At 45.1% G+C, this 21,128-nt stretch carries 25 protein-coding genes; 9 read left to right on the forward strand and 16 right to left on the reverse strand.

What is annotated here, in order from left to right:
* Window positions 1-142: 142 nt before the first annotated feature.
* Complete coding sequence (locus KWJ01_RS03205) at window positions 143-442, forward strand: hypothetical protein (protein WP_224994939.1); 300 nt, start codon at window positions 143-145, stop codon at window positions 440-442.
* Window positions 443-827: 385 nt separating this feature from the next.
* Here KWJ01_RS03205 and KWJ01_RS03210 read toward each other — a convergent pair whose 3' ends face one another.
* The 4 genes from KWJ01_RS03210 to KWJ01_RS03225 all read right to left on the reverse strand — a co-directional run bounded on the left by KWJ01_RS03210 (window position 828) and on the right by KWJ01_RS03225 (window position 4,296).
* Window positions 828-1,229, reverse strand: coding sequence for a hypothetical protein (locus KWJ01_RS03210; RefSeq protein ID WP_224994940.1), 402 nt, complete (start codon window positions 1,227-1,229; stop codon window positions 828-830).
* Window positions 1,230-1,605: 376 nt separating this feature from the next.
* A complete protein-coding gene (locus KWJ01_RS03215) occupies window positions 1,606-1,914 on the reverse strand; it encodes a hypothetical protein (RefSeq protein ID WP_224994942.1) in 309 nt (102 codons plus the stop codon).
* A 566-nt stretch (window positions 1,915-2,480) separates the two neighbouring features.
* On the reverse strand, window positions 2,481-3,329 hold the full coding sequence (locus tag KWJ01_RS03220) for a hypothetical protein (RefSeq protein ID WP_224994943.1): 849 nt from the start codon (window positions 3,327-3,329) through the stop codon (window positions 2,481-2,483).
* Window positions 3,301-4,296: a type IV toxin-antitoxin system AbiEi family antitoxin gene (locus KWJ01_RS03225; RefSeq protein WP_224994944.1), complete on the reverse strand. Its 996-nt coding sequence runs from the start codon at window positions 4,294-4,296 to the stop codon at window positions 3,301-3,303. Before KWJ01_RS03225 ends, KWJ01_RS03220 begins: the two co-directional genes overlap by 29 nt.
* Window positions 4,297-4,623: 327 nt before the next feature.
* On the opposite strand from KWJ01_RS03225, the gene KWJ01_RS03230 reads away from it, so the two are divergent.
* Together KWJ01_RS03230 and KWJ01_RS03235 are read left to right on the forward strand one after the other, a co-directional pair.
* The gene (locus tag KWJ01_RS03230) at window positions 4,624-5,055 is read left to right on the forward strand and encodes a MauE/DoxX family redox-associated membrane protein (RefSeq protein ID WP_224994945.1); all 432 of its coding nucleotides are present in this window, start codon (window positions 4,624-4,626) and stop codon (window positions 5,053-5,055) included.
* Between the two features lie 122 nt (window positions 5,056-5,177).
* Window positions 5,178-5,429 carry a DUF6520 family protein gene (locus KWJ01_RS03235; RefSeq protein ID WP_224994946.1) on the forward strand — a complete coding sequence of 84 codons (252 nt, stop codon included), beginning with the start codon at window positions 5,178-5,180 and terminating at the stop codon, window positions 5,427-5,429.
* A 106-nt stretch (window positions 5,430-5,535) separates the two neighbouring features.
* Here the strand turns inward: KWJ01_RS03235 and KWJ01_RS03240 are convergent, their stop codons facing one another.
* The 3 genes from KWJ01_RS03240 to KWJ01_RS03250 all read right to left on the reverse strand — a co-directional run bounded on the left by KWJ01_RS03240 (window position 5,536) and on the right by KWJ01_RS03250 (window position 7,007).
* A complete protein-coding gene (locus KWJ01_RS03240; protein WP_224994972.1) occupies window positions 5,536-5,742 on the reverse strand; it encodes a DUF2281 domain-containing protein in 207 nt (68 codons plus the stop codon).
* 289 nt (window positions 5,743-6,031) lie between these two features.
* On the reverse strand, window positions 6,032-6,604 hold the full coding sequence (locus KWJ01_RS03245; RefSeq protein ID WP_370634644.1) for an SDR family NAD(P)-dependent oxidoreductase: 573 nt from the start codon (window positions 6,602-6,604) through the stop codon (window positions 6,032-6,034).
* 7 nt (window positions 6,605-6,611) lie between these two features.
* A complete protein-coding gene (locus tag KWJ01_RS03250) occupies window positions 6,612-7,007 on the reverse strand; it encodes a helix-turn-helix domain-containing protein (RefSeq protein ID WP_224994947.1) in 396 nt (131 codons plus the stop codon).
* A 469-nt stretch (window positions 7,008-7,476) separates the two neighbouring features.
* Here KWJ01_RS03250 and KWJ01_RS03255 point away from each other — a divergent pair, with 469 nt between their 5' ends.
* From KWJ01_RS03255 to KWJ01_RS03265, 3 genes are all read left to right on the forward strand, one after another.
* Window positions 7,477-7,872 carry a hypothetical protein gene (locus KWJ01_RS03255; RefSeq protein ID WP_224994948.1) on the forward strand — a complete coding sequence of 132 codons (396 nt, stop codon included), beginning with the start codon at window positions 7,477-7,479 and terminating at the stop codon, window positions 7,870-7,872.
* A 34-nt stretch (window positions 7,873-7,906) separates the two neighbouring features.
* A complete protein-coding gene (locus tag KWJ01_RS03260; protein WP_224994949.1) occupies window positions 7,907-8,185 on the forward strand; it encodes a hypothetical protein in 279 nt (92 codons plus the stop codon).
* A 142-nt stretch (window positions 8,186-8,327) separates the two neighbouring features.
* Window positions 8,328-9,392, forward strand: coding sequence for a Fic family protein (locus KWJ01_RS03265; protein WP_224994950.1), 1,065 nt, complete (start codon window positions 8,328-8,330; stop codon window positions 9,390-9,392).
* A gap of 482 nt (window positions 9,393-9,874) precedes the next feature.
* Here KWJ01_RS03265 and KWJ01_RS03270 read toward each other — a convergent pair whose 3' ends face one another.
* The 7 genes from KWJ01_RS03270 to KWJ01_RS03300 form a co-directional block, all read right to left on the reverse strand.
* Window positions 9,875-10,111 (reverse strand): hypothetical protein, encoded by a 237-nt coding sequence (locus tag KWJ01_RS03270; RefSeq protein WP_224994952.1) that lies wholly within the window; start codon window positions 10,109-10,111, stop codon window positions 9,875-9,877.
* A 357-nt stretch (window positions 10,112-10,468) separates the two neighbouring features.
* Window positions 10,469-10,837, reverse strand: coding sequence for a hypothetical protein (locus KWJ01_RS03275; protein WP_224994954.1), 369 nt, complete (start codon window positions 10,835-10,837; stop codon window positions 10,469-10,471).
* A gap of 1 nt (window position 10,838) precedes the next feature.
* Window positions 10,839-11,702 (reverse strand): RHS repeat-associated core domain-containing protein, encoded by an 864-nt coding sequence (locus KWJ01_RS03280; protein ID WP_224994955.1) that lies wholly within the window; start codon window positions 11,700-11,702, stop codon window positions 10,839-10,841.
* A gap of 576 nt (window positions 11,703-12,278) precedes the next feature.
* Entirely contained in the window at window positions 12,279-12,458 is a 180-nt protein-coding gene (locus KWJ01_RS03285; RefSeq protein WP_224994957.1) for a hypothetical protein, read from the reverse strand.
* A 25-nt stretch (window positions 12,459-12,483) separates the two neighbouring features.
* Window positions 12,484-13,314 carry a tyrosine-type recombinase/integrase gene (locus KWJ01_RS03290; protein ID WP_224994959.1) on the reverse strand — a complete coding sequence of 277 codons (831 nt, stop codon included), beginning with the start codon at window positions 13,312-13,314 and terminating at the stop codon, window positions 12,484-12,486.
* On the reverse strand, window positions 13,304-14,200 hold the full coding sequence (locus KWJ01_RS03295; RefSeq protein WP_224994961.1) for a tyrosine-type recombinase/integrase: 897 nt from the start codon (window positions 14,198-14,200) through the stop codon (window positions 13,304-13,306). The genes KWJ01_RS03290 and KWJ01_RS03295 overlap by 11 nt, the downstream gene beginning before the upstream one ends.
* Before the next feature lie 143 nt (window positions 14,201-14,343).
* Window positions 14,344-16,935, reverse strand: a complete 2,592-nt coding sequence (locus KWJ01_RS03300) for a CHC2 zinc finger domain-containing protein (protein ID WP_224994973.1) — start codon at window positions 16,933-16,935, stop codon at window positions 14,344-14,346.
* Between the two features lie 159 nt (window positions 16,936-17,094).
* Between KWJ01_RS03300 and KWJ01_RS03305 the strand changes: the two genes are divergently transcribed.
* The 3 genes from KWJ01_RS03305 to KWJ01_RS03315 are packed head-to-tail and all read left to right on the forward strand — an operon-like array spanning window position 17,095 to window position 17,950.
* Window positions 17,095-17,433, forward strand: coding sequence for a helix-turn-helix domain-containing protein (locus KWJ01_RS03305; RefSeq protein WP_224994963.1), 339 nt, complete (start codon window positions 17,095-17,097; stop codon window positions 17,431-17,433).
* 11 nt (window positions 17,434-17,444) lie between these two features.
* Window positions 17,445-17,651, forward strand: coding sequence for an addiction module protein (locus KWJ01_RS03310; RefSeq protein WP_224994964.1), 207 nt, complete (start codon window positions 17,445-17,447; stop codon window positions 17,649-17,651).
* The gene (locus KWJ01_RS03315; RefSeq protein ID WP_224994965.1) at window positions 17,651-17,950 is read left to right on the forward strand and encodes a hypothetical protein; all 300 of its coding nucleotides are present in this window, start codon (window positions 17,651-17,653) and stop codon (window positions 17,948-17,950) included. Before KWJ01_RS03310 ends, KWJ01_RS03315 begins: the two co-directional genes overlap by 1 nt.
* Window positions 17,951-18,780: 830 nt before the next feature.
* On the opposite strand, the gene KWJ01_RS03320 is transcribed toward KWJ01_RS03315, so the two are convergent.
* Both KWJ01_RS03320 and KWJ01_RS03325 read right to left on the reverse strand, forming a co-directional pair.
* Complete coding sequence (locus KWJ01_RS03320; RefSeq protein WP_224994966.1) at window positions 18,781-19,209, reverse strand: hypothetical protein; 429 nt, start codon at window positions 19,207-19,209, stop codon at window positions 18,781-18,783.
* 11 nt (window positions 19,210-19,220) lie between these two features.
* Window positions 19,221-20,462 (reverse strand): RHS repeat domain-containing protein, encoded by a 1,242-nt coding sequence (locus tag KWJ01_RS03325; protein WP_224994967.1) that lies wholly within the window; start codon window positions 20,460-20,462, stop codon window positions 19,221-19,223.
* Window positions 20,463-21,128: the final 666 nt, after the last annotated feature.

Raw genomic sequence — 21,128 nt, forward strand, 5'->3', positions numbered from 1 at the left:
TTTTCCATGAAGAACTGGTAAGGGGAATCATGAACAGAAGTATTTTCCAGCTTAATCAGTGGCCGGAAATCTTTGAGATTCGGTCATCAGACCTTTCTGGAACCAAGCATTGTGTACTTACTGCCTAAGCCGTACGCACCTGATGGAGCTTTTTCATGAAAGCCACCGCTGGGCATTGTGGGGCGTAAGGTTTATGGAGGCAGAATACCTAAAGCTGGAAAGCATCTACCAATCCCTGTTCTATGAAGATGCTACTGAACGTTACCGTAAACTTTTATCAGTTCGACCCGATGTAGTCACCCGAATCCCGCTAAAGTATATTGCTTCGTTTCTGGGCGTTTCCCAGGTTTCTTTAAGCCGCATACGTGAAGCCGCATACGTGCAGGTACACAGAAAAGGTTGGGTTGACCAGAGAGAGAGCCCCCCTGCTGCCAGATCTTGATACAGTGTGTGACCTGTCTAACATTATGGATACATATTTCTGCTACCGAAGCTGCTGCTGCAGGGCATGAGAGGAAGCCTGGTGGTTGAACCAGAAAGTAAAATTAGATCCGGATCGGTAACATTAGTAACTGGCAGGAATCCTCCCGGTAAGCTCAACAAGTGCAAATCCTGCTGCGCCCCCTGTCCGGGATATAATCTTCTGTTAAACCCATAGAAAACCGCTCCCCTTTTATCCATGAGTTCTTCAACTACAACTGCTGTATTCTAAGGGTTTATATGATACCTGCTAAGCAAAAAAAAGTCTTTCCAGCTTATGCACACCAAAGCCCCAATCAGAGGGGCTTTGGTGCTTGCTTGACAGGGATATCCCTGCTGCCTGTGTCTTATGTTGAAAACTTTGAGGGTTTACTACAAAGTTGTTTTACAGCAGCCAAAATATGTAGGACCTTTCGGTCTGTTGCTTGCTTCCTGCCCGGGACAGGCTGGCTCACCAGGGGTTTACGCCCACCGGCCTGATTAGACAAGGCGGAGACATTCAGTTGCGGGTATGCATCTAAAAAGCTGGGCAAATCAAAACTTAAGTCTATTTCATTAAGGGTTATCGGTGCTTTGTCCTTACGCTTTAGAAAGGTATTCACTGCTTCCAATGCAGATTTTTTCAATTCATCCCATGTATCACCCTGCGTTGCAATCAAATCCTGATTATTCTTTCCAACCTGTCCGATTGCACTAAAACTACCATCAGATTCTTTGATGGCAGTTAGTATTATCTTATTCTTCTTCACTTTAGCTTTCCCGAAATTATACTGTTTTAAAGCATGATCTTAACTATATAACATAAGCATAATTTTGCTTTTCTACAATAAAAAGACAGGCTATAATTTACTTAAACCGCCTCCATTTTGAAGGCAGTTCTGCTGCTGTACCGAGATGATCATACCAGAGAGTAGCAGTTCACTGCTGCTGCAAAATCAAAGGGAATACAGGAAGGAGAAGCGTCTGATGAATGACCTGCACCAGGTAATGCCCTTAAACCTGGAGTTGCTATTTCCAAGCCGGGTTCACAGGAATGCCGTGAGCGGGTGCAGCTTTCATTAGCAGTCAGGGGTTCTCTGGGGTTGATTAACATGGGCTATAGCCACCATCCGTGGGAGCACAGCCTTATGCGCCAAAACCAAAGTATTGGTCCTTGTTCTCCTTGAGCTTTTTTTTGAAATACTCCTTGTAATAAGGCGTACTGCGGTCGGTAGGGTAATGAATGCCTGTAATTTCCTCTGAAACCCTTTCAACCAGCTGGTCCAGGGTTGTTAGTGATACCTGCTCCGCCTTCAGGGCTTTTTTCAGTTCCTCCGGCTGCCTTTCAATGAATTCCAGCAGTTGCTGATGAGAAAGAAGGATATCAAACTTGACAGTAAGGATCTTCTTAATCATGTCCAGGCCCGGACTGGTTGATACATCAAAAAGCTTCATGAAGGATCAGATAATAAAATGCGATTTGTACTGGAAAGATAGTTAAAACAAACTATCAGTAATACCGGGGGTAATGTAAAAGAGTGATCGGTGTAAATGAGCAGCCTGTTATTGTATTCCGGCTTGTACTACAAATTTTTAGGTGCTGAAACGGAAGGGAATAGGATCTGCAATATTATTTCCCAGCGCTACAGGGAAAAGCTGTTTCCATTTTCATCTTATAAAAAAGCTGTTAAGCCTTCACCAGACAGTGCATCATCAAGTTTGTTTGCACAACAACCGGCTACGTATGCACCAGTTTCCTTCCTGGAAGCAAATAGCCATTCCTGCATGCTGTCGAATAAGTAGTATAATTTTAGCTACTCCCTTGCTTTACCAAAAGTCCCCTCCCAAATATCCGGAAGAGAAAATTAAATGGAGCAGCGCAAGTCATGATGCCTGGCGCCTTAGTGCTGTACTGTTATCAATGACCGACACAAATAGTTATATCAGCTTTGTGTAATGTTGTACACATAGCATCCATATAGCTTTACGTACACCTCGCAAAGGAAAAGCTATTTTGAATTTCACGTTATGTTTTCCCCAGTCAGGCCCTCCAGGATTTTTCGGAGTATTATCTGTTTCTGGCCCAGGTTCTCCTTTTCACTATCCTGGATCATGTGGTTCATCAGGCCAGACTTCCCTTCAATCCCCTGCCTTAGGATGCTGAACAATCGTTGGTACAGCTGATCATTCATCTGTGCAATTTTCCTGATTTCTCTGCCCAGAACGATCATGGCCACTTCATCATGGGACCTGTCCTCTGTGTAGAGGTCAAAATGATCGGACCAGATGTATTCCTGCTCCAGGGAAGGATAACTTTTACAAATGCTGTCAATATCTTTTACATCCTTTATCCTGTGTTCCGGCCTGTCATCAAAAGCAATCAACTTCAATATGATCACAGAAGGAATATTACATACCTCATACGCCTCATTCCCCAGGTTAACCTGTTTGAGCCCGAAGCAATGTACTTCCCTGAATCCATCCATGCTGATCCTGTTAAGCCCTTTTCCTTCTCTTACGACCTGTCCCTCTTTTTCAATATCTCCGAATGGCAGGAGATCAACCGGCATGCCTTCAGGGGTAAGCATACAGTAAGCATTTTCGCTGCTGTTATGATACCCATAATCTGCCTGCAGCTTTTCCTTAAGCTTCTGGTAATCCTCCTGGCTTGGAATGTATACAGCAAAGTCAATATCCCTGGTACCGCCGGGCTTTTCATCGTGGGCAGCGAACCATATATTACGGGCAATGGCACCCACAATGAAAAAATGAATGTCCAGTTCGTGACAGGCACGGCTTACCTGAGCAAGCACCCCTTTCAGACCTTCCACCTGAAGGGCATCATATGATATTCTTGAGATACTTTTCATACACCATCCTTGCTGTTTCAATATATCTTGGGTTATCCCCTTCGGTCAGGTCTGCATAGGCAATCAGGGGGGGCACACATGTATCCGGATGCTCATGCTTCCAAAATTTTTCAATTACCATAATCGTACCATTAGGATCAGGAACCCATTTAAATGCCTTCATCAACACCATCGACTCCTGTGCAGTATAAAGTGTCCAGTGATCGGCAATCAGGTAGTTTGTCAGTAAATCTCCTGCATTAGCGCCCCCCCAATAGGTCTGGTCAGGAAGCTGAAGTATTTTCCAGTCCTGATGCTTATCCAGTGCTCTAAAGGTCTTTTTCCTTAGCTTTGGCTTGAGCGTCTGCTGATATCCTTCTACCCAGTTTGTGAACAGCTTTTCCCTGTTATTCCATTTGAAGGTTCTGTCCGTTACAGGAAGCAGGTATTTCTCTTTCTGAAGAGCCTGATACACCTTGCTGATCGTATCCAAACCCACATCTGCCTGTTCTGCCAGAAAGCGGTAAGGTTCATTGACCCACTCCGGGTGTTGCAAAAGGAGGAACAGGAGCTTAAGCCCTGCTTTTGTAAAAGCCCTGCTTACGCTTACCTCTGCTTTTTTCTCAACCTTGTTATTTTCTATGAAAATGTACAATTGTTCATCAGCCAGATAGATATTACCTGCCGCATCAGCATAAGCAACATCGTTATCCTTCAAGAGGTGCTTTGCATTGGGGGTGATATATTCAGCCATCACCATCCTGGGTGCTACATCCTGAAGACGGTCAAGCAGTCCCGGAATCAGTGCCGGGGTCAGCTGCTTTTTAAAGTCCACATGCCAGTCCCTTACGTAACCGCCTCTGCTAATACGTACTTTTGCAACAGGCTGCCGCTCATTAATTCTTTTCTCTTCCGGCAGGACATGCATTTTTACACCAGGTCCTCTGTTGAGGGTGTCAACAACAGTTTGTAGCAAATCTCTTTCCATGTTCGTAAATATAGCCTGTTCGTTACGAACGAACAAATAAATTAAACGAACAAAATAATGCGTAATAAAAAACTGCTAGATCAAAAGCAGCTGGAGGAAACTATCCTTGTCCAAAATTTACTGTAGGAACAGGCGCTAAGTAATGCATCACATCCTATTCCCTTTCTTCCCCTCCTTCCACCTGGTGAACATGCAGCGTCTGATCCCGAAGTAAAAAAGCACTTACTTCTATATACAGGGTAGGGATAGTTATACTGTCCGTGTCTATCCTATTGAAGGGCATCCTGCACCATAGAAGGCAGCTGTTCCTTCCCGGAACCCCTCCCTATGAAAAAGTCAGATACCCCTTTATACCTCTCCCTCCCCCTGATCATGCTCTTTGTCTATACGGCTCTTAGCAAGCTGCTGGCACCGGAAGTATTCCGGAAGGCCATGTTGAACCAGCCGCTGCCGGAAGCCTTCAGCCTTCTGCTGGTATGGCTGCTCCCGCTGGCGGAACTGGCTGTAGCCGGGCTGCTGCTCCTCCCTTCCCTGCGGAAGTGGGGCTTTGCAACGGCTAGCCTTTTGATGACAGGCTTCACAGGCTATGTAAGTCTCATCCTGTGGGGGTATTTCGGGTGGGTGCCCTGCTCCTGCGGAGGTATGCTGGAGCAGCTCTCCTGGGAGCAGCACCTGGGGGTTAATCTCCTGTTCTGGGTCCTGTCCCTGTACGGGCTTTACACCACCCAGAAGTCCACTACTGCTCTCCTGAAACTTTAATAATACCGCGCGCGAAGACCTGCCCGGGCAGGCAAAGGGGGATGCTGAAAACCCTGAAAAGAGTAGGCATTTTATCAGTAAGACGTTTACGGCTTTTTGAGTGTTAAAAAACCGCTAATACCATGAACAAGTTTAAAAATTACCTGGCCGTGATGGCCCTCGCCACTGCCTCCCTGGGCGCTTTTGCTTTTGAGGCAAAAAATCCAGATCCAAACAAAGTCCTGTTTGCTAACCAGGGTGGCACCTGGATTGAGCTGGAGGAAGGAGCACAGTACCGCTGCGAACCCGCCTCCAGCCTTTGTGTGGCCCAGTTTCAGAATGATGTACCCGGGCAGCAAATGACCTATTCCCGGGCCGGCAAGTTTTCCCGGTAATGCAGCTGCCTGAACCTGCTTTTGTTTTCGGATAGAAGTGGTATCTAGAGCACGGAAGTAAGGGCTTCCGTGCTTCTTTCTGTGCTTTGCTCCTACACAGGAGAACCTATATTACAAGTATCAAGCAAGATAAAATTATCCATAATATGTACTCCTTAAAGTCTACAACAGGATAATCAAAGTCATATGCCATCCTGATTTTACCCTTCACGCTTCCGAAAGTTCCGGGCTTTTTGCTGGAATTTTTCTTTGTCTGCAGAAAATCAATGAAGGCAAGCACCTCCCTTTTGAGATTTTCAGGAAGCGTATTGATCTTGTTTTATAGGCTCACGTTGTTCATGATCAATTCAACTGTTTATGCTAAGCCTGTTCTATCCAGAGGGCTGACGTGAATTATAGCATGTTAGTCCCATTGCAGCAATACCTTGTTATGTGTTGCTTTTCTTTTACCAGGGAACCCCTCCAGTTTCAGGATTGGTTTCTTCGCTAAAGTATTTTCCTGTTGGTCCGTTGTTGTCAATTAAAGCATATTTCACAACACGGGCTGCAGCATCTTCAATCGTACCTGTTCCCTGATGATGATTAAAATCGGTTTTTGTATATCATGGGTCAATCGCATTGACTTTAAAAGCCGTATCACGTAACTCGTAAGCCAATGTAACAGTGTACATATTCAAAGCCGCTTTTGAGGAAGCGTAAACAGCAAACTTTGCATAGTGGTAAAATTGCCAATCCGGGTTGCTTTGAAGGGAAAGGGAACCGACACTTGAACTTACGTTGACAATTCTTGGCTCGGGCGACTTTCGCAACAAATCAAGAAAAGCTTGTGTAACGCTTACAACGCCATACAAATTTGTGTCGAATACATTCTTGAAATTGCTAATGTCGGCATCTAAAGCACTTTGTGGTAAAGTTCCGCTAATTCCGGTATTGTTGATAAGCACGTATAATACGTCTGTTTTTTTGCCTAATTCAGCCCGTGCAGCATTAACTGACTGCTGATCGGTTACATCTAGCTGTATGACTTCAACATTGGTAAACCCTTCGGATTTGAGTTCTTTTAAAGCATTTAAGCCATTCTCCAGACTTCGGCTTCCTAAGTAAACATAATAGCCTTTTTGTAATAATTGCCTTGCCGATACAAAGCCGATGCTTTTATTGGCCCCTGTAATCAATACTGATTTACTTCTTTCGCTCCTCCATCATCCTTTCAAGCAGCGCAATTTTCTCCCGCTCACTTTTCAAGAGGGCATCATACAGCTCTACAATTTTATCAAACGGATTGAAGTTGTAGTGATAATTTACGCCAGCCGAATTATCATGGAAGGTATTTGAAATAAAATTGACAGCTCTCTCTTCATTAAAGTTCTTAATAGCCTCGACGGGTACGCCTAATTGACTGGCTACTTTTTGCAGCAATTCCGGCTCTAAGGTTTCTTTCTGTTCCATTTGCGATACGGCCTGTTGGCTAAGGCCCAGTTCAAAGGCTAATGCATCCTGCTTGATGCCCAGGATTTCGCGAATCCGCTTTACGTTTCTTCCTTCGTGTACTGTCTCTGGCATGGTCGTGGCTTTCATAATGGCAAGATTAAGATAATTCCAACAGCTGTAAAACAAGCAATCTGGAGTATGCTACAAGTGTATTTTGTGGGATACAAGTCTTTTCAGGTGTTCCTTCACAAAAAGAAGCAAGTAACAACAGCTTTGCGGCAAGATAAGAAAAAACGAAAAACATAGACTTGTCCCACTCTAAAATAGCATTGCCATGCAAACCACCATTCACCACCTGCCTGCTCCCCTTCAGGAAAAGCTGGGGCTGGCCCTGGAGCAGATCATCACGTAGGCCTCCCCCGAAAAAGTCATTCTGCTTTCAGCGCCAGCTCCCAATCATATAGACACCAAAAAGGCCCCCGTCCCCTACCTGGATCACCTTAATTTTTTGATCCTTCTACCTAAAGCCACCAACCAGTAGCACAGGGATCTCCAGGAGAAGCTGGAAACCTGTGCAACCCATTAAATCTTCATCCACACCAAACTCATCCCTGTCATGAAACTAATCTTTAAGAAAAAACCCTGGGAAGGCTCCCAGATCGCAGAACTAAGGCTACCACTTCCCTGTCAGTTCTGGATGCTCTGCAACATACTGGAAGTAGACCCTAAAAAACTGATCATGGACTTTTTGGCTACGCTTGGCGCAGAAAGCTATGGCAAGCAGGGCCAGACACAGCAGCTCCTGGAAGACTACTTTATCCAGTGCGGCTACGGACAGGAATATTATAGCGAAGAGGACATACGCAAAATGATGGAGGAGCTCAAAGCCATCGGTACCATCTGGCCGAAGGAAGCTTCCAGGAGGATCACAGAACGACATACGGCCTGGCGCAATATGTACCACAAATACTGGTACCGCAAATGGTACTACAAGCACAGAAGAAAGCATTAAGAAGTCCTTACATGAACACAACCCCTAACAGATTATGGAACGATTAGAAGATCTCACAGACAAGCACAGGGTGATCCTGCTCCCCAAGGATTCCCCCCTGAACCAGCGGGTGATTGAAAAGCTGCACGAGTTGCTGGATTTTACCCCGGCAGGTGAATTCCGGGAGAACCTCCTGGAGGTCTACCTCACCTACATCATCTTTACTCATGAAGGACCGCCACTGAACTTTGACCGCATCGCCGAAAACATGTACTGGCTCATCGGCTTCTTTAAGCATGTGGAGGAGGCTGTTAAAGAGCAGAAAAGACTTTAAGGAAAAAAAAGTCGTTAAATTTCTGTCCACTCCAGCTTGATATGACTGAAAGGCCGTACTTTATTGCTCCTTCTGATATTTTTCAGATATTGGTACTCTTTCATTTTAACTGTAATAAAGGATTATCTCCTTAAAAGCTTCCATGAATACCGTACCCCCTTTGCCAGTTAAGAAAGACCTGGAAACAGTTGTCATCCTAAAACAGCTTAATAAATCCAGTCGGGCTTTAGCAGAATTAAAAGGAGAAGCGAAAACCATTCCTGATGAATCAATCCTCATCAATACGCTAGGTCTGCAGGAAGCAAAGGACAGTTCAGAGGTAGAAAACATCATTACGACCCACGATGAACTCTTCCGTGCCGGAGTAGATGAGCATTATAAAAATCTGGCGGCAAAAGAAGTACAGAACTATGTTGCAGCCTTAAAGCTAGGGTTCAGTTATGTACAAAATACAGGCTTGCTTACAAACCGAAGTATTCTGGAAATTCAGGCCACTCTGGAAAAGAATAATGCCGGATTTCGGAAGCTACCTGGCACGAAACTTAAAAACAACAAAGGAGAAGTAGTATATGAACCTCCCCAAGGCAGCCAGGAAATCCTGGACTTGATGGGTAATTTGGATCAGTACATCAATGATCCAGATGTTCAGGACCTGGACCCGCTCATAAAAATGGGCATCATACATTATCAGTTTGAAAGCATCCATCCTTTTTATGACGGCAATGGCAGAACAGGACGTATCATCAATATCCTTTATCTTGTAAAAGAAGGCTTACTTGATATACCTGTACTTTATTTAAGCCGCTACATTATTGATCATAAGAGCGATTACTACCGCTATCTCCAGTCAGTAAGAGATTCTGATGCCTGGGAAGAATGGATCCTTTACATGTTAAAAGGTGTTGAGCAGACTGCTCTTGCTACTACCACTCTTATACGAAGTATCAGGGTGATCATGGACCAGTACGAAGAAAAGCTTAAGACTGAAACCAGCTTTTACAGAAAGGATTTACTGGAAATAATATTTCGTCATCCCTACACAAAAATTCCATTTCTGGAAAATGATTTGCAGATTCACCGGCAAACAGCCGCCACTTACCTCAATGAGCTGGATAAGCTGCAATTGCTAAAAAAGGTAAAATTAGGAAAAAGTAATTATTACCTTAACACAGCACTCTTCAACCTATTAAAGTACCGCGAAGGGTAGTAATTGCTGGCTTTGAAGAAACGCTCAATATATACAAGTCGAAAACCTAAAGAATCTTCGACACATCACCACAACGTGTCGAAAATATTAAGCTTTTTCGACACGTTAAATCTTCATGTCGAAATTCCCTCTTTTTTTCGACATGAATACTAAAGCATGTTTACAATACACTGGACCACTCTTCGTAAGGGTTCAAAAACATATGATCGCTACCACGAATAAAATCCGAACGAGCAATAGCAGGTTTTAAAGAAAGCTACAAAAGAGCAAAAAGCCAATTTTCCTCTATCACGACCTCAAGGAGTGATAGGCCCTGCCTAAAGCAGGGCAAAGGGTCACTGCAGGTTCTTTGCCAGCTGGAACGAACAAGCCCCTACTGCTGATGCGGTAAGGGCTTTGGTTATATAGCTCACTTCTATGGCCAATTGTAGCATGCGTTACACATATTTAACACATGCCAGATTAGGTAGAAATGAACTTGTTTAGTTTACACTCCCATTTAACCTCCTAATTTGCTCTTGCAGGTCTTTTAATACGGACACGATACTATTAATATTCGTATTGATTTCAATTTTTTCTTGTTCAATAACTTCTCTGGGCGTTTTTCCTCTTTCCCTCACGCCATTTAGTGTTTGATCCAGTTTGCCTAATCTGGTCTGAAGATCAGCTAAATTTTGTTCAACTTCCGACACTTTATTTCTTATCTGATTAATGTCCATCGAATTATTTATTTTAATAACAGTAGCTTTATAACAATATAAATTTAAAAAGTTCTTCTTAAGAATTTATTTCCTTATCCCCTGTAAAGTGCTTGGCTGGCTTGGCATGTCCTTTTGTTTGGCCCTGATGGAGTGAATATCGCTTACCTCTATCACGTCACAAGGAGTGATAGGCCCTGACCAAAGGAAGGGCTAAAGGCCACTGAAGGTTCTAAGGGGGTGGAAAGGAAAAAGCCCCTACTGCGCAGGGCGGTAAAGGCTTCTGACTTTTAAGCTATTTATAAACGACCGTAAGTTACGCTTCGCAAATTTGTGGTCTATTAAGGGCTTATAAGCATCATTCATTATATAAAAAAGCTAAATAGGGAGGAGGTAGCCTTCAACATTTTTGCTAATGATAAAATCCTGATCCTTAGAAGTAATATTATCTTCATTGTCATAAGGATCAAAACTAATGTGTATTTTATTACTCTTTTTGAAAAATTTGTAGCTCTCAACATTATAAAATATATGTTGAGAGTTGTAATAGAATGAATATTCTTCTACTTCTGTGAATTTCAACAAAAGACCTTCATGATCTTTTGAATAAAGTAGTTTTAAATATATTTCTATTACCAAATCTTCAAAATTCTTATAAAATTTGATCTCATAGATCTTAGAGCTAATAATATCTAAGCTACCATTAAGTATCCCAAGAAGCTTTTCATTATTTCCAACGTATTCCATATCACTGATCAAAATCTTTTTTCAACTCATTTCTTTTTGGGGGTCTTCCAGGCTGCCTTTCTCCTCTACCACTTGGATTATTAGGATTAGGCTTGTAATCATGCACGTGTGGAGATCTTTCTTGCTTTGGAACATTATTTCCTTGGTGTCCTTGATTGAACTCCTTTTGAACATTACCATCTGGTCCATATTTTTTTGTGGTTGTACCAGGTGCATTTGTTGCAGTAGTATTTGGTTCTCCCTTATCTGGAAGCCTATTTTTACTTCTTTTAGGTGGTTCACTATTGGAACTAGAACCTTCCGCATTTACCCTTCCCTTTTGATTTGCAAGATTAACTAAACCTCTACCAGCAGCAACTCCATTCCAAATAGAAACTGCGGCAGCCGGGGCAGCCACTTCAAGTTGCCCAGTTGTAGTACTAACCACAGCAACCCCTCCACTAGTAGCGGCTACATCACTTCCTACTAAGAATGTACCTATATCTCCTACATTTTGGCCATTGTTATAATCCTTTGCAGCTTGAGGGCTAGAAGGACGATATTTATCCCGCAAATTTACGCCAGTATAATTATCTGTAACAGCCACTAAAAATCCAATAATAGCATCTCCTGGACCTTCTCCATTCTTATCTATAAGGCGAATAGGATCATTTGCTGCATACAAATATGGAGACCATGTATTGTATATTTCAGCTTTAGGATCAAGAGTATGGAACCTTGCAAGTTCAGAATCATACATTCTAGCTCCGAATGCATCCCAGTTCAAGCCTAGCTCTGTATCTCTTTCTTTACCGTTAAACTTGTACTTATTCTCCAGGGCACCCTCTCTCTGGTAGGTATTAAAAGTAAGACCGAAGGGATACAAGCCATAGCACTTTTAGACCCAGTTTTTCCGGCCCGGTTGCAGTTTTTCAAAGAACGTTTTCTTGGTATAGTATCCTGCAGCCGGTAAGGCTACAAGATAGAGGTTTTTCCCTTCCGATGAAGAAGAAAAACAATAGCTAATGATCAGGCAGCGCAGTATATTGTAATCATGTGCGAGTCGTCGGAGTTATAGCCTATCCGATGAGCTGCCGCTGGCCTTTCTGTGATTTGTATGTTATACATCTTGTTAACGGTGTACAACCTCCAGTGTGGTGTCTTCTGACTTTCACTGTATCCACCAATCCAGAAGGCCCGTAGCACCAGGTTTCCGGTGTCTTTGTGTCTGCCTAAAGTAAAAGGCTCCACTATTCTAGGTTGGCCTTTATACATAAAGGTAATGACTGATCTAGAGGCTATTGCCTGGCAGAGATTTTCTTTGGTTTGCATATGCAATAATATTTAGGAGTTATATAACAACATATACAAGTACAAGCTATTATCCAAATATCTCTCTAAATAAGTTTTTGATGGGTTTATTTCCTGGGGTGGTAAAGCTTGAGCTGCTCCAGCAGCCTGTTTAAGGCTTTTCTTTGATCGCCTGTATGCGATCGGTATAAACTGTTAGTACCTGTGGCTTTTCAAGCTCGGGAAGCTCTTTTTTGACTGCTTCGACCTCTTGAGCAGTGAGTTTGCGGCTGTTGCCAGTGGTATCGTTATGAATGGCCCAGCAGTTTACATATTTTTTAATGTAGTACATCTGTGAAGGATTTAGTGGTGAGTTGTTATTTCCTGGGGTGGTAAAGCTTCAGCTGCTCCAGCAGCTCTTCTGTGTTGGTCTGCAGGTAGCGTTCCGTTGATGATACAAAGCGGTGGCCAGCCTTTTGCTGCACCTGGCGAAGGCCTTCTGTTTTCAACCAATGGGCAATGCGGCTCTGCCGCAACTGATCCCCATTTTTTACCCTTTGATTTAGCTCCCGAAGCTCTTTGTATAGCTTGTGCAGGCGCTGGCTTAAGTTTCTGCTGCCTTTCCTAAGGCCTTCTAGTAGGTTTTCTTCTCCCTTTTGTTTCTCCAGTAACTGCTGCAGGTCGAGGATCTGAACGGCTTCCATGGCTAAATTCCTGCTCTTGTTTTTGCCGGTGGCCGGGATATGCAACAGGGCTTTTCTTAGCTGTACATCTTGCAGCTTTAGGGCCTGCAGTTCTGCTGTACGTGTGGCCTGGTAGATGATCAGGCCCAGGATTACCCGGTTCTGCAGCTCACCCTGGTAGGCTGTAAAAAGCTCGTCCAGCTCTTTTTGCTCCAAAAGGCTGTGCGGTAAAAGCTTCTGCTGTTTTACATTTAGACCCAAGACCGGATTGTGTGCTGCCTTACCTTCTTTGATCAAAAAGCTATAATAATGGCGAAGGCTGGTAAGGTGGTGCTGCAGGCTTTTGCTGCTGAGGCTTCGCTTTTTCAGCTCTTCCAGGTAATGCAATAGGTCGGCATATTGCAGGGCTGAGGCTTCTATTTTCCATTGCTCCAGCCATGCGCTGAACTCCTTTACTGACTGGCTGTAACGGTAGATACTGCCGGGGGCATAGCCCAGCTGCTCAAGGTATTCTTCATAGTTCATTGATGATGTGGGTGTAAATTTGAGTTGATTCCAGGCTGCTGTGCCCTAAAAAGCGGCTGATATTCTCCAGCTTCATTCCTGCCTGTAAAAGGTGTGTTGCAATGGAGTGCCGCAAGGTGTGCAGGCCTATGCCTTCCGCTGGTATCTTAGCGGCATCCAGCAGGCTCTGCAGCTTATAGATCATCCCGCCACCGCCCAAGGCTTTACCGGCATAGGTCAGCAAAAGGGCATTGGTAGGCGCTTTAAGCAGCAGCGGCCTGCTTAACTCCAGATACTGCTGCAGATCCTCTGCTACACCTGGGCTCAAGGGCACGTAGCGTTGCTTGTTGCCTTTGGCTTTCCTGACGTAGAGCTGCCGGGCCTGCAGCCTTGCATCCTCTACCCGAAGGGCTGCAGCTTCGCTTCTTCTTAATCCGCACCCGTACAAGATGCTTAGCAGTGCCCTGTCCCGTAGTCCTATGGATGTGGCACTGCAGGCCCCGTAAAGCTTTTCTATCTGTGCCTGGCTCAACACCTTCGGCAGTGGCTCTGATGCTCTGAACATTGGTAGGCGCCAGCTGATGGTCTCGGTTCCAGTTTCCTGTAGGTATCGGCTTAACAGGTTCAGGGCCTGTACATGTTTGTTGAGGTGGGCAGGGCTTAAAGCTGATCCGCTGCGCTGGTGGCAGCGCTCCTGCTGCAGATACTGCAGATAATCTTCCAGCTCCTGGCTGCTCACCAGTTTTATCTGCGGCAGCTGCTTTTCTTCCAGGTAGTTTAAGAACTCCCGTACATGCAGGGGAAGGTTATAGCAGCTCTGCTTGCTGTAGCCCAGCAGCTGAAGCCAGCGGCTAAACTGTTGCTCTAGTTCTTTGTAGTGGTGGTTTTGGAGAGGCAGGTTTTTCATGGTGAGGAAGGGTAAAAAGTTTTTCCCTCTGTTACACTTTTTCGGGTCGTGGGTCGCCAGGGGTAAAAGCGGGCAAAAAGTGGGTTTAGAGAGAACAGAGGGCTTTTCTGGTGACCCAGCTGGCGACCCAAAGGCTTGGGCAGCTAGAGTTTTTCAAGCTGGTTTTCAATGTGCTGTTTGATCTGTGCCTTTAGGGCTTCCAGGCTATCCCAGTAGCTGATGCGGTAGCGGTAGCCCCTGTTGCCGTAACCCCCGGACAGTTGGATGTATTCCAGCTGCATGAGGTCGTAAAGGAAGCGCTGCAGCTGGGTCTTGCTGATGTGTAGCGCCTGCCTTACTTCCCTTTGGCTAAACTCCTGGTCTCTGTCTCTGAGGTAGCTTTTCAGCTGCTCGAAGAACTGTCGAAGCGGTCCGTTCAGCTCGTCCACTTTTAAAAGAATGGTGTCGAACATCAGGTGTGCAGCCTGCAGCAAGTCTTCTTTCTGGGCTACTAATCTGCCTTGCTTGTCCTTCTGGCGCTGATACTGATGCAGCAGGGTAAGCTGTTGCACATAGCTTTGGTACAGTTCATTTAACCTGCGCTGTTTATGCGCCGCTTCCGGCAACTGCAGTTTCGTTGCGTAGGGGTTTAGAACCGGAAGCGGCTTAACCAAGCCCAAAGCCACTTCTAGCAGCTGCCGTGCCTGTTCTTCTTCCCTGGCATCGATAAGGCCTGCAGCCTTTTTGTTCTGGTAGTCGATAATCTTCCTGGTCTGCTCTCTTGATTCATCCACGGCCACTAAAAAGCAGCGGCTTAGGTTGTCTTCATAGATCTCGCCTTTGGTGGTGCAGGCAAGTGAGGCAATAGGGCCATAAACGGTTCTGGTTTGGGCGCTGATGTTTCCCTGCTCGTCTTTTACTGAGGTGCTTGAGCTGATCTGGCCCCGGCTCTGCAGCTCCCTAAAGGCCAGCAGCGCTTCTTCCTTTAGCCCGTCCAGGTCTTCCAGGCAGATCAGTTTGTTCTGCAACTCGTAGCTGCCCCAGTTATACAAGCTGCTTTCGGTGATGCGGGTAAAGTGTTTTCTATCTTCTTCTGCAATAAAGCTGCTTAGCTTGCTTAACAGGTGTGTTTTTCCTGATCCGCTGGAACCCTGCAAAAGGGCATGCAGCGGTTTATCTGTTTTGTACGACAAGGCAACAGGAAGCAAAAACAAGCGGGTGCGCTCTTCACCTACTACGCCCGCTTTACCAATCAGCTGGTTTAGTTCTTTTAGCAGCTGGGGCTTTTGCAGCAGCTCCAGCCCCTTTTGCATAATGGCTGATGAGGCGGCAGGGCTGCTGGTCTTGTGCTTTGGCTTTTCTATCTGCTCCCTGCGGTGTTCTTCCAGCAGGTCGGTCAGCTCTTCCAGGCCCTGCTGCAGCAGATGAACAGGCAGATCTAGCTTTTCGGCAGCTTCCCTGGCTGCTCTTACTACCTGCTTTTCTTCGAACAGATCCGGCTTGCTTCTGTACTTCCTGTTGCTACTCAAGCACTCAATCGCAAGGCTTACTTTCAGGCTTTCCAGCCCCTGGGGAAGGCTGCCGCTGATGCGGTAAAGGGCTACCGATGTAGCATAGTAAAGGCCCCAGCGGTCAGCTTGTAGGGGTGATTCTTTAGCCGGTGTATTAGGTTGCTGCGGTGCCAACTGCGGCTGCGGTAACTGCTCCTGTTCTTTTTCCGATGAAAGAAAAAATCCTGTCCGGCTTTCCAGCAGATGCTGCAGTACTTCCGGGGCATGGGCTTCTAACAGGCTGTTTATATCCTCTCCCTCTGGGGTTTCTACCTGGCTGATCCTAAGGGAAGAAAAAAGCTGCTGTAGGGTCTGCTCATGCTTTTCTGCTGCTGCCCTGCCTGCTCCGTCTCCGTCTAAAAACAGGATCACTTCCTGCAGCTGCTCCAGGCTCTTGATCGCTTCCAGGTGTTCGGCGCTTAAACCATTGGTGCCATAGAGTGCCAGTATGCTGTACCGGCTGCTGATGCTTTCGTTTTGCAGAAGGGTGGCTGCATCAATAACCGATTCAGTCAGGATTAAATGTGTAGTGTCGGCTTTGGGGTAGTTGGGGTAAAGGCCCTGACGATCTTTCAGGTAAAAGTGCCGACTTGTGCTGTTCTCCAGGATGCTGCGCCCGTAGAAGCTTACCGGCTGGCCTTCTTTGTCTTTCAGTGGGAACACCAGGCAGTCTTTTAACTTCGGCTCCAGCTTACCAGCTGGCGCTGCATGCAACAGGCCTAGCTGCAGGGCACTTTTCTTCAGGGCTTCGTTCCAGCTGTCGGCCAGCTTCTCACCGGCAAAACCTATTTCTAACTTCTGCCAGTCAAGATTCCTGCCTGCGGCATATTCCCTGGCTCGTTTGCTGGCTGCCATACTCTTCTGCACCCCCTGCCAGAACCGGAGCAGCACGGCCCTGCGCGGCAGATCTTCTTTCTCCGGAGTAGCGAGGACGAGATTCGAACCTGATCCGGTTAGCTCCTTGGCCTTTAGGATCGCGGCATGCTTGGAGCTTTTTTCTTTCAACTGAATAAAATCTATCACGTCGCCCGTTCCGGCCTGGCAGTTGGCGCTAAAGCAGCAAAAGGTGTTCGTCTTGGCATACACCTGCAGGCTTGGCGTCTTATCTGCATGGAAGGGGCAGCACAACCTGCCGTTCCTGTCGGCCTTCAGTCCGTAATGCGCCAGCACCTGGTCGATGCTTAACTGCTGCTTTATGTGGTGGATTTACATTGAAGAAAAAAAGTTTTCTATACCTTTATGCTCCAAAGGTAGCAAATAGGTAATAAAACAAAAGAATTATAAGCTGATATTTTTGCTTTAGATGCAGTATATTTGTTGATATAGCAGCGTATATACTGACAACAGCACCTAATTCTTACCTTTATGACCTTAGGAGAAAAAATCAAGTACGTTCGCCAGCAGAAAAAAATATCCCAGGCAGAACTGGCCAAGGCTGCTGACGTACACCAGAAAAATATATCCAAGTATGAAAACGATGGGGTAATTCCCTCTGCCTTAGTTCTTGGAGAGGTTGCCAAAGCACTGGGGGTTACTACTGATTATCTGCTGGGCAATGAGCAGGATGATATCATCAGGGATAAAATCCTGTTGAAGCACTTCAAGGAAGTCGATAATATGCCCGAGAACCTTAAAGGTGCTATCATGCTTGTGATTGAAGCTTATGTGCAGAACTTTAAAGCCAAGCAAGCCTTTGCTTCTTAACTGCTTACGCTATGAAACACATCTCTTTGTCCGTACCCGATAATAAATATCAGTTCTTTCTGGAGCTGGTCCAGAGCCTGGACTTTGTCAAGCTAGAAGAAGTAGACATTCCCGAAGAACATAAGGCCCTGGTAAGAAAAAGAATAGAGGCTTCCTCTAAAGATCCCCGCCAGTTGCTGGATTGGGATCAGGTGCAAGATAGCTTTAAGCTCGACTAATGGCCTACAAAATTAAGATCGAAGCCGATGCCCTGCAGGATATCCAGCAGGGCATCGATTATTATAATGAGCTTCAGCCGGGATTGGGAAGAAAGTTTCTCGCTGATGTTAAAGCCTCTTTCAAGTCCCTAAAGCTCAATCCTTTCTTTCAGGTGCGTTACGACGAGGTTCGATGCCTGCCCCTGAAAAAGGACCCCTTCATGATTCACTTCACTATTGACCAGGCTAACCAGCTGGTGGTGGTACGTGCTGTCTTCAATACTTACCTGGACCCTGATAACTGGACTAAAAGAAAGTAAGAGCCGGAACTGCTCCGATCTTTTCCATTGAAAGAAAAAAGCTCACTTCTAGCAGCAAAGCCAGATGTCTAAAGCGCCTGGGCAGCTTATCAAAAGCCCTCTGCTACCGTTTCTTCCTGCCACTGCCCCTTCTAAGGCTTTTGAAAAGATGACCGGGCTGCCAGGGGGTTTGGGGGGCGGCAGGCCCACCATTCAAATACAGCGGTAGAACTTCCGCTGGCCTTTCCTATATCAGAATACCGGTTGACTTTCCCCTTTAGCGGCCCCTGCTATCCAGCTGATGTATCTTTCGACTGGCGGCGGTTCTGGCTCGCCGTTGCGAGCGCCACAACGGGCCAGCCAGGAGTAGCCCTGACGTCAGGAAGGGCGGCTGGCTGTAAGGGCTTACCTATAAAAAAATAAACACTTCAAGTTCGCCCGTAGTGGCCCGCAGGCGAGCAATAACACGGGCTGTGGTTTTGTTTTTTGCCCAGCTGCCGCAGGCATTAATTAACTCAAAAAACAAAAGTAGAACAGCCATGACGAGGAGCGGCTGACAAGCAAACGGAAGCTAAAGCAAGGTGGAGCCCCATTTTTTTAAATTTTCCAAAAATAAACTCTCCTAAAAAATTGGAACGACCTTGCTTTTGCTGGAGTGCAGCCTTGGCAACGCACCACAGGCATACCGCTGAACCTCTATCACGACCCAAGGAAGGTTTGGCACTGAGGAACGAAGGGCTACTGTCTTTTTGGGCTGGCTCTTAATGGACTGGAAGGAAAAAGCCCCTACTGCTCGGGGCGGTAAGGGCTTTGTACATGATAATGAAGAATGGCAATGATTGCTCAAATGATTACTCCTCTTCTACATAAACGTGTGCTTTAATTAATTCCAACAATTCTTCATTATCAGTCATTAGCACACCATTTAATATAGTTCCAGAAAATGCACCTAAGCAAAGGGTATCTGTTTTATGTTTATAATTTATATAGCACTTTAACCTGACATCTACAGATTTTGTAGATAGACTGTGCATATTATCAACCTCCAACTCTTCGACTTCGTCAGCTAACTTTTTAAGAAAAGCTTGATCAGTTACTTTCTTTTTCTTTAAACCAATAAGATCATATCCAATACTGGTACAGGTAATTGGAACCATAACTGTAGCAAACTCCGGCCCATACAAAATAGTTGTACTTTCAACTTTATATGTGGTACAAGAGATAATAGCAACTACGAAGAGTCCACTAATGCTTTTCATTAACAAAGCTAATTTCATCATTACCTTCTAAATTACTGATTTTGGTCAAGCGCCTTTTTCGCACGCTCAATTAATCTCTTTTGATGCGCTTGAGTTGCTGCTTTATTAACTTTATTAGAGGTTGGCCCATAAGTAATTACTGCCTTCCCTTCATGCCTGGTTCTTGTAACACCATTTTTTGGGATTTCACCGTTAGCCTTAGCTGTTTTTTGTTCCGACCCATTTATAACTCTTAACTCTTCTTTATTAGATCGGCTATCATTATCCCATTGTTTGTAATTAGTTGCTCGCTGATTAGCATGATCTGATTCATGTTCTAATACTGTGGCAGGAGAAACGACAGTACCATTTTCATATTCTGCTCCAGCATTTGGATTCCAATAAATGTTACCCAAATGATGTTGAGAACTAAATTCAGTTTCAGCTACCCCTATCTTTATATCACTATTACCTGCAATTGCTTGCATCTTCTCTCCTCCACCATTTTCAACATTGTAATTGTATGCAGTGATAAACTGTTGAACAAATTTATTATCCGGGGCATCAGCGGCATTTGAACCATTAAATCTAAAATGTACTGTCTTCCCTTTGTCATTCTCGTACCATATATAAAAGTCTCTTCCATCAGGATCAACAAGTAATATAGGATTATTAGCAACATAATGATATGGTGTAAAACTCCAGCTACTATCAGCCAACGGATCTACATTAAACCACCTCCCCAGATCAGCCTGATACATCCTGGCCCCGTAGTCGATCACTCCCCACTCTTCCTGCTCTTCCTTCCCATTATACTTGAACTTATTAGCTAAAGTACCTTCCATTTTATACTCGTTAAAAGTAAGTCCGAAGGGGTAGTAGCTATCTTCCTGCACGATGAGGCCATGGTGGTGTGCTACTTCAAAATCATCGAAGTAGACATCGATGTTCCTGCTTTCTGCTTCATAGCTGTCTGCTCCTGCCATATCCAGCTCCAGGTTGATCCACCCCTTCTGTTTTACAATATACTCCACTTCCAGCACTTCATGGTTGCCTACACCGGTTTTATTGCTGATGGCAGCCGCAGCACTTACCTGATCAAATCCTCCATCCTCATCCAATTTCTTGCCATTGGCAGGCAGGAACTGCCAGCTTAGGAAGGCTTTGGGCTGCTGTTCCTCTTCTAAAGGATTCAGCAATGCTGTGGCTCCTGTGCTGTTCACTGCTATTCGAGTAGCTGCACCTTCCACTGTTACCGTATAGCCTGGTGCTCCCGAGAGTGCAGCCAGGATCATATCAGCTGTTAGCCCCGGCTGTTCCTGGCGCAGGTCCAGGTACTTGGCTCTTACCCTGGCCCTGATGGTATCTCCTGCCATCACTGCCAGGGTCTTTCTAGGCCCTTGTCTCTCCCCCCTGCTGCCGTTCATCCGCACTACTTCGGCTACCTCTCCGATATCATGCTTGCCCTCCTTGTGGGTGTGGTCCAGGGGGTGAATTCTGGCTAATTCTAAGGTGGTTGATCTGTTACAGAAAGATGCTGATTTTTAAATATAGGTGCCCCATATTTAAAAAGCCTCAGTCTTACATCTGATACACCCTCTCTTGAGTGGGAGGTAATTACAGTCTGCCTTATGTGCTGTTTTAGTCATTGAAGAGCATAATTTATTTTAAATCGCTGCAAATATTTTTGTTCATTTTTTCATCATTCTGTAAACATTACACATTATGAAAGAGCCGTCATTAAAAAGCGAAGAAGTTAATCAGGCTTTGTTTTTTGAGACAGGACCTAAGTATACTGGGAGACAAATAGTCACTTTTAGAGGAAAAATAAGGTCTAGTGCTCTTCCAATTTAATCCATAGAAATTGCATTAGCTTTATTGACAGCTAGATATTGCCGCGATAGCTTTTCTCTGGCAGTGTTGACAGTAAAGCTCCAATGGATTTTAGCTCTTCGTTTATT

The organism is Cesiribacter sp. SM1, from assembly GCF_020178975.1.
Classification (GTDB): domain Bacteria; phylum Bacteroidota; class Bacteroidia; order Cytophagales; family Cyclobacteriaceae; genus Cesiribacter.